At 50.9% G+C, this 7707-nt stretch carries 6 protein-coding genes; 2 read left to right on the top strand and 4 right to left on the bottom strand.

What is annotated here, in order from left to right; all coding sequences use genetic code 11:
* Nucleotides 1–57: 57 nt before the first annotated feature.
* From R6U67_RS12675 to R6U67_RS12660, 4 genes are all read right to left on the bottom strand, one after another.
* Nucleotides 58–642: a Panacea domain-containing protein gene (locus R6U67_RS12675; RefSeq protein WP_410252884.1), complete on the bottom strand. Its 585-nt coding sequence runs from the start codon at nt 640–642 to the stop codon at nt 58–60.
* 106 nt (nt 643–748) lie between these two features.
* Nucleotides 749–1186 (bottom strand): hypothetical protein, encoded by a 438-nt coding sequence (locus R6U67_RS12670; RefSeq protein WP_410252883.1) that lies wholly within the window; start codon nt 1184–1186, stop codon nt 749–751.
* A gap of 110 nt (nt 1187–1296) precedes the next feature.
* The gene (gene hisG / locus R6U67_RS12665; RefSeq protein ID WP_410252882.1) at nt 1297–1947 is read right to left on the bottom strand and encodes an ATP phosphoribosyltransferase; all 651 of its coding nucleotides are present in this window, start codon (nt 1945–1947) and stop codon (nt 1297–1299) included.
* Nucleotides 1948–2023: 76 nt separating this feature from the next.
* Nucleotides 2024–3082: a LysR family transcriptional regulator gene (locus tag R6U67_RS12660; protein ID WP_410252881.1), complete on the bottom strand. Its 1059-nt coding sequence runs from the start codon at nt 3080–3082 to the stop codon at nt 2024–2026.
* 916 nt (nt 3083–3998) lie between these two features.
* Between R6U67_RS12660 and R6U67_RS12655 the strand changes: the two genes are divergently transcribed.
* Nucleotides 3999–5003, top strand: a complete 1005-nt coding sequence (locus R6U67_RS12655) for a phosphoribulokinase (protein ID WP_410252880.1) — start codon at nt 3999–4001, stop codon at nt 5001–5003.
* A 330-nt stretch (nt 5004–5333) separates the two neighbouring features.
* Nucleotides 5334–7220: an ATP-dependent zinc metalloprotease FtsH2 gene (gene ftsH2, locus R6U67_RS12650; RefSeq protein ID WP_410252879.1), complete on the top strand. Its 1887-nt coding sequence runs from the start codon at nt 5334–5336 to the stop codon at nt 7218–7220.
* Nucleotides 7221–7707: the final 487 nt, after the last annotated feature.

Below are 7707 nucleotides of genomic sequence, written 5' to 3'. Positions count from 1 at the left end.
TGAGGCTTTATGACTTTTTTCAGTTTTTTAAACGAGCGACAATAGTGATCAGACGGTTCAATCGAGAAGGGTTGTGAGCCAGTCATGCACCTCTCCTTGAGAAATTCGAGTTGACGAGTTCTCGGCTAACCCCTGACTCACAACCTCGGACATAACTCCTTCATAAATCGGGTTATCTCGTTCAATTAAATCAAGTTTTTGCAAGCCTAATTCTTTCATATCCTGATGTTGAATTGGCTCCGTTGATGCGGCTTCAGGAGGTAAGCCTCGACGAGCTTTTTTCCAGGGAAACTCTCCGTGGGTCATCTCACTCAGTCGATAGGCGTGATACCAACCAAAATAAATCCAAGTCTCATCTAAGACTTGTTTTTGTTCGGGAGGAATCGCTTTTAATTCATCCAGACTCGGAATAGGAAGTTGCTTGGCTTCAAACTCATGATAAAACCGGTAGGCGGGAGGGCAAACTGGTCCATAACGCCAAGCCTGAATCACCTCATTGAAGAGAGGTTCATCGTAAAGCGCCAAATGCAGACTTTGAGCATAGTAAAGAAGCTTCTGAACCTTCATGTTGGTTATATCCGCTTCAACACCATCCTCATAGGCTTTGATGATAAAGTAATGTGCAGCCTTGAGATAATCCATTGTTCTGTACCTCGCAGCTTAAGGGTTGCGTTACCTCTAGTATAACAGTAACGGCTGAGTGATTACTAAAATAGTTTTGGGTCTTTTAGATTGCTATCAGGATTTGTTAGAGGGGAAACTGATAGTAGATTGTGCCAGTATCGCTGACCTGGAACGTGGCTTCAAATTGTTCAGCTTGCTCGTCTAGGTAAGTTTTCGCCGCGTCTCCTGACAGACCTGAGGCGATCGCAAATTGCATCACGGTCACCGAACCCTGGTTGGTCTGCACGACCTCATAAAACACCTTTTGTAACCGTTCCGCCTCCGTCGAAGCCTCCGCTTGAATGGATTTTTGACGTTTAGCGCCAAAGAGGGGAGGATGTTGCATCAGCCACTGTCCTAACTTCGCAAAGCCAGCGGTAAACCCTAAGCAAAAGAGAAATACGAAAAATCTCACAAGGAAGGTTTCTTCGGCATCAAACAGCCCAACGATCGCAGCCAGAAGAAATAATGCCGCACCACCGTAAGCAAAAATTCCCAAAATAGCTCGAATCAGTCTCATCATGCCTCGCCTCCGCTCCGATTATCTAATTCTATCTTAAACGGGAATCTGGCTGTTCGCGATGGCTGTTCCTGAGGTAGATGACGGCATCGCGAACGGCTTGATAGACCAAACTAACCTACGGTGACGGGGTGCTGCTGCGATCGCAACCTTTCGACAATCTCCTCTAAGCCATCATGATTGAGGCGATAACTCAACGGATGAGCCACTAAGCGAGCTGTACTCTCAAACAACACCTCAATCTCAATCAAGCCATTTTCCTTCAGGGTGCGTCCCGTCGAGACCAAATCCACAATCGCCTCGGACATCCCGGTAATCGGCCCAAGTTCCACGGAACCGTAGAGGGGGACGATTTCGACGGGTAAATCCAAACTGCGGAAATAGTCCCGCGCACAGGTGACAAATTTCGAGGCCACGCGACCATGAATCGGTAAATCCAAAGGATTGCGATAGGGACTCGAGGCTTTAACCGCCACCGAGAGACGACAACCGCCAAAACCTAAATCAGCCACCTGGGCCACATTAGGGTGTTTTTCGCGCAAAACATCATAGCCAACGATTCCCAGTTGCGCCTGGCCATATTCGACATAAACCGGGACATCCAAGGCCCGCACCAATAAACCCTGGGCCGTTCCACTAGCATCCAACATCTGAAGTTGGCGATTAGAGGAGTCTAGGAAACCACTAAAATCTAAGCCAACAGCCTTCAGAGAACGAATACTGTCTTTTAAGAGTGCGCCTTTCGGCAATGCGATCGTCAACATAATCGAAACGGATAAAACAGAAATAGAATAGGTCAGAAAGACCCATCAGACCCCAAGTCAGACCCAAACCGGTCTGTTATGCCGTTCCATCGCCAGGTTCGGCCACGGACTCGGCCACAGACTTGACCTCCACCTCTGCCGCCACGGCGGCCTCTTTACCCTTGTGATTAGCTTTAACGCGGGTAATGGGTTCGAGGAGTTTCGGGTCGAGGTCCTGATTGGAGAAGAGGGGTAAAATCTCGGTAATGAAGGCTTCAGCAGCTTTCGAGCGATAGCGATTGGGATTGTAGATCACATTGAGGGTACGTTTGACCACGACCTCCTCAATTGTGGCCTGGTGTAGAACTCCCATTTCCAACTCCTTCTCGATCGCCGAGACGGACACAAACGCTGCTCCCAAACCCGACTGCACGGCGTTTTTAATCGCCTCAATGGAGTTGAGTTCCATCTCTAGGGTTAAGCGGCGTGTATCGATGTCACAGCGAGCCAAAACGCGATCGATAACCTTACGAATCGTTGATTGAGAGTCGAGGGCAATGAATTGCAGATTATACAACTCCTCTTTTTGCACCGAGGGTAACTGAGCCAGCGGATGAGAAACCGGCAGAATCAAAGCCAGTTCGTCTTGCGCGTAGGGGATAATCTCCAAAGAATCTTGTAAATCCGTGGGGACTTCCCCCCCGACAATGGCCAAATCGACCTGGCCGTTGGCGACACTCCAAGAGGTGCGCCGAGTCGAATGGACATGCAGTTGCACCGCCACATCTGGGTAGCGTTGACGGAAAGCACCAATGGTCCGAGGGAGGAGATAGGTCCCCGTGGTTTGGGAAGCGCCGACAATTAGGGTCCCCCCCTGTAAATTTTGTAAATCTTCAATGGCGCGACAGGTTTCTTGACACAGCGTCAGCACTTTCTCGCCATAACTGAGCAGTAAGTGTCCCGCCTCCGTCAATTGCGCTCGTCGTCCGCCGCGATCGAACAACGGCACATCCAACTGTCGTTCCAAGTTTTGAACCTGGAGACTGACCGCAGGTTGGGAAACATACAGGCTATCGGCGGCCCGCTTAAAGCTCCCCTCAGAGGCGATCGCCTTGAGGATGCGTAGCTGATCCAGAGTAAAAGGAAGGTCAGACATAGATGAAAAATCGGTGAGGGAAAAGCGCCATTTGGCAGCCCACCCATGTCACTAGCGTACCGGAGTGGGTGCGTTTTTTAACCCCCTCAAACAACGACAGTAGCATAAGAGCGAGTCAGGGCCTTCAAAGTTTTGTTGCTTGGAGCCTTCCTACCCCATCAGCCGCCGGGATCATCGACAAACCGAAGACTGGCAAAACCCAACTCAAAACCCAAGTCGACTTGTAGGGGCCATCTGCGTTTGCTAAGATCTACCCCACAAGTGAGACTAAATACTATCAACGACCAATACAGGTTCTCGGCCATCGGCGATCGCATTTATTGTCTGTGGGCTTATCTGCTGTTGCGACTGTTGCGACAAGAGTCTCGAAACCTCTTGGTTGTTCTGATTTCGGATACCCATCGAGATCAATTGAGAACCTAGACTTGTGGTAGACTGCTTATCGAGTTGTCACACCAACTCGAAGCACGACAGCCAAGCATCTGTTGAAACATTGGACAACCCTGTGGAAGACTGGGTTACACCTGTGGAGGCTGAGTTAGACCAAGAGAAACTTAGTTTCGGTCGGCTTCGGCAATGGAAGCAGGATGTCTCGGTTGTCATTTTCGCTCGAATCGTTGATGCGATCGCTGGCACTTAACCAACCTTTTACGTTGGCGCAGGAATCCCGCGTTCTACCGAACCGGTGAGCGTCGGGAGAAATCGCGCCTCGGTGTGGGACTAAAATGCCAAGGGATGTCAACTCGGGTAGACTTGTTAAACGCAGTGGGGTTGGGCGAGGATATGATACCCAATCATGTCCGAGGGGTCGCCTCACTATAAAAATGCAAATCCCGTCCAGGGAAAAAAAGCCTGTGCTGCAATGCCTAAACGGTCAGCGCCGGGAGTACGTCACATGTGTCGATAGAGGAAACTTATGAGCATGAAGCCAGATCGCGTGGTTCTTATTGGTGTCGCGGGAGACTCGGGTTGTGGGAAATCTACCTTTTTGCGCCGACTCTCCGATTTATTCGGTGCAGAGAAGTTAACCGTCATTTGTCTCGATGACTATCACAGCTTAGACCGCAAAGGACGTAAAGCCGCTGGGGTCACGGCACTCGACCCTCGCGCCAACAACTTTGATCTGATGTATGAGCAGATCAAGTCTTTGAAAGAAGGCAACCCCATTGACAAACCTATTTACAACCACGAAACCGGAGAACTCGATCCTCCTGAACGAATCAACCCCAATAAAATCATCGTCATCGAAGGGTTGCACCCGATGTATGACGAGCGAGTTCGTGGCTTGCTAGACTTTAGCATCTACCTCGATATCAGTGACGAGGTCAAAATTGCCTGGAAGATTCAGCGAGACATGGCAGAACGGGGTCATACCTACGAGGACGTTCTGGCCTCGATTGAGTCTCGTCGGCCTGACTTTGAGCAGTACATTGACCCGCAGAAACAGCACGCGGATATCGTGATTCAGATTCTGCCGACGAATCTAATCAAAGATGACAAAGAGCGTAAGGTTCTCCGGGTGCGTCTGATTCAACGCAATGACGTTGACCACCTAGAACCGGCCTATCTCTTCGATGAAGGGTCAACTATTAACTGGACTCCCTGCGGTCGCAAGTTGACCTGTTCCTATCCGGGTCTGCGCCTGTTCTATGGTCCCGATAGCTACTACGGCCATGATGTGTCCGTGTTAGAAGTCGATGGACGCTTCGACAATCTCGAAGAGATGATTTACGTTGAGGGTCATTTGAGCAACACTTCCACGAAGTATTACGGGGAACTCGCTCACCTGCTCCTCGAACATAAGGAGTACCCCGGTGCCAATGATGGAACGGGTCTGTTCCAGCTTCTGTCGGGTCTGAAGATGCGTGAAACCTACGAGCGTATCACCTCTAAGGATTCTAAGGTGGCTGTGGAAGTGTAAGTCCAAGCCTCAACTCAATGTTTGCCAAAGACGGAGTCAAGAGTATCACGCTCTGGCTCCGATTTTTTGTTACAGACACTTAGACGGGGACACGTAAAAATGCAGGAATGCTTTAATAGCGATATTTTCTTGCCTAACTTAGTCCTGACTGATGTGACGAGCATAGCGGGTCCTCTTGCCTCTTGCCTCTTGCCTCTTGCCTCTTGCCTCTTGCCTCTTGCCTCTTGCCTTCTCTTCCCCCTTTTCCAGAAGTTATGTTACATTTAGTTAAGATTATGAAATGAAAACGCATCTAAAAATAATCGTTGCCGCAATCGGAGATAACTGATTATGAAATTTTCTTGGAGAGTCGCCCTGCTGTGGGCTATGCCATTATTGGTAATTGGCTTCTTTCTTTGGCAGGGGGCCTTCTCGTCCTCAGCCGTCACCAGTGGCGGTAATACTGCCACAACGCGCATGAGCTATGGTCGCTTCCTCGACTATCTCGATTCAGGGCGGGTGACCAGTGTTGACCTCTACGAAGGTGGACGGACTGCCATTGTAGAAGCTCAGGACTTTGACCTGGACAATCGTCTGCAACGGCTGCGGGTTGACCTTCCCGCCAATGACCCGCAACTGATTACGCGACTGCGGGAAGCCAATGTTAGCCTCGATACCCATCCCCCTCGCAATGATGGAGCTATCTGGGGTGTCTTGGGGAATCTCATTTTCCCGATTCTACTGATTGCGGGTTTGTTCTTCCTCTTCCGTCGTTCGAGTAACGCTCCCGGTGGTCCGGGACAAGCGATGAACTTCGGTAAGTCGAAGGCTCGTTTCCAAATGGAAGCCAAAACCGGCATTCTCTTCGATGACGTAGCGGGTGTGGATGAAGCCAAAGAGGAATTACAAGAAGTTGTGACCTTCCTCAAGAAACCCGAACGCTTCACCGCTGTAGGTGCGCGGATTCCGAAAGGGGTACTGTTAGTTGGTCCTCCGGGAACCGGTAAAACTCTCATGGCGAAAGCGATCGCCGGTGAAGCGGGTGTGCCGTTCTTTAGCATCTCCGGTTCAGAATTTGTGGAGATGTTCGTCGGGGTGGGTGCGTCTCGCGTCCGCGACCTCTTCAAGAAAGCCAAAGAAAATGCCCCTTGTATCATCTTTATCGATGAGATTGACGCCGTCGGTCGTCAACGGGGTGCTGGCATCGGTGGTGGTAATGATGAGCGGGAACAAACCCTGAACCAACTCCTGACGGAAATGGATGGGTTCGAGGGCAATACGGGAATTATTATTATCGCGGCAACCAACCGCCCCGATGTCCTGGATTCGGCACTGTTACGTCCCGGTCGCTTTGACCGCCAGGTGTCGGTGGATGCCCCGGATATTCGCGGTCGTCTCTCGATTCTCGATGTCCATGCTCGGAATAAGAAGTTAGCGGCGTCTGTGTCTTTGGAGGCGATCGCCCGTCGTACCCCTGGTTTCACGGGGGCTGACTTAGCCAACCTCCTCAACGAAGCCGCCATCCTCACCGCGCGTCGTCGCAAGGACGCCATCACCATGGCTGAGATTGACGATGCGGTGGACCGTGTCGTGGCCGGGATGGAAGGAACGCCGCTGGTGGATAGTAAGAGCAAGCGTCTGATTGCCTATCATGAGGTGGGCCATGCCATGGTGGGAACTCTGGTTAAGGACCATGACCCGGTGCAGAAAGTCACCCTAGTTCCCCGTGGACAGGCCCGAGGTCTGACCTGGTTTGTCCCTTCGGAAGACCAAACCCTAATTTCTCGTTCTCAGATTCGCGCTCGTATTGCCGGGGCTTTAGGCGGACGTGCCGCTGAAGATGTGATTTTCGGTGATGCTGAAGTGACCACTGGGGCAGGGAATGACTTGCAACAGGTGACGAATATGGCTCGTCAGATGGTGACCCGGTTCGGAATGTCGGATCTCGGTCCGATGTCTCTGGAGAGTCAATCGTCTGAGGTGTTCTTAGGTCGTGATTTGATGACACGCTCGGAGTATTCGGAGGATATCGCCTCTCGGATTGATGCTCAGGTGCGGGCGATCGTGGAACAATGTTATGAGGAGGCGTGCAGTCTGATTCGTAACAATCGCGCTGTGATGGATCGTCTGGTGGATCTGTTGGTGGAGAAGGAAACCATCGACGGGGAAGAGTTCCGGCAGATTGTGGCGGAATACACCCATGTTCCTGAGAAAGAACAGTTTGTGCCGAGTCTGTAGATAGGCTTAGGTTAAACTTTAACCCCCCAGTTTCTGAATGAGACTGGGGGGTTTTTACGGATAGCCAATCGGTACGACGATGAATCGCTACGACGGTGAATCGGTACGACGATGAATCGGTACAACGGTGAATTGGTACAACGGTGAATCGGTACGACGGTGAATCGGTACGACGATGAATCGGTACGACGATGAATCGGTAGGATGCGTTGCGGCATCAGTCAAGGTTGGCTGTGTCAGAAAAATTCTAAACTTGCCGCAACGCATCTTGCCGCAACGCATCCGGAAAGCGGTGCGTTCCGGCAAGTTTTAAATCTTTGGTCAAGGTTTAAGATGGCTCGATGCCGGGACGCACCCTACCGTTTCGTCTATCCTTAACCTGGGAAAGCGGTGCGTTCCGGCAAGTTTCAAATCTTTGGTCAAGGTTTAAGATGGCTCGATGCCGGGACGCACCCTACCGTTTCGTCTATCCTTCCTAAAATGAGAT

The sequence above is a fragment of the Sodalinema sp. genome, from assembly GCF_046483825.1.
Taxonomy (GTDB): Bacteria; Cyanobacteriota; Cyanobacteriia; order Cyanobacteriales; family Geitlerinemataceae; genus Sodalinema.
The sequence above is the reverse complement of the archived record's forward strand: the minus strand, read 5'-3'. Positions and strand labels throughout refer to the sequence as shown.

Bases quoted from the DNA above. Each gene is read 5' to 3' on its own strand.
- R6U67_RS12675 (WP_410252884.1), bottom strand. From the start codon at position 642: ATGGATTATCTCAAGGCTGCACATTACTTTATCATCAAAGCCTATGAG.
- R6U67_RS12670 (WP_410252883.1), bottom strand. From the start codon at position 1,186: ATGATGAGACTGATTCGAGCTATTTTGGGAATTTTTGCTTACGGTGGT.
- hisG (WP_410252882.1), bottom strand. From the start codon at position 1,947: ATGTTGACGATCGCATTGCCGAAAGGCGCACTCTTAAAAGACAGTATT.
- R6U67_RS12660 (WP_410252881.1), bottom strand. From the start codon at position 3,082: ATGTCTGACCTTCCTTTTACTCTGGATCAGCTACGCATCCTCAAGGCG.
- R6U67_RS12655 (WP_410252880.1), top strand. From the start codon at position 3,999: ATGAGCATGAAGCCAGATCGCGTGGTTCTTATTGGTGTCGCGGGAGAC.
- ftsH2 (WP_410252879.1), top strand. From the start codon at position 5,334: ATGAAATTTTCTTGGAGAGTCGCCCTGCTGTGGGCTATGCCATTATTG.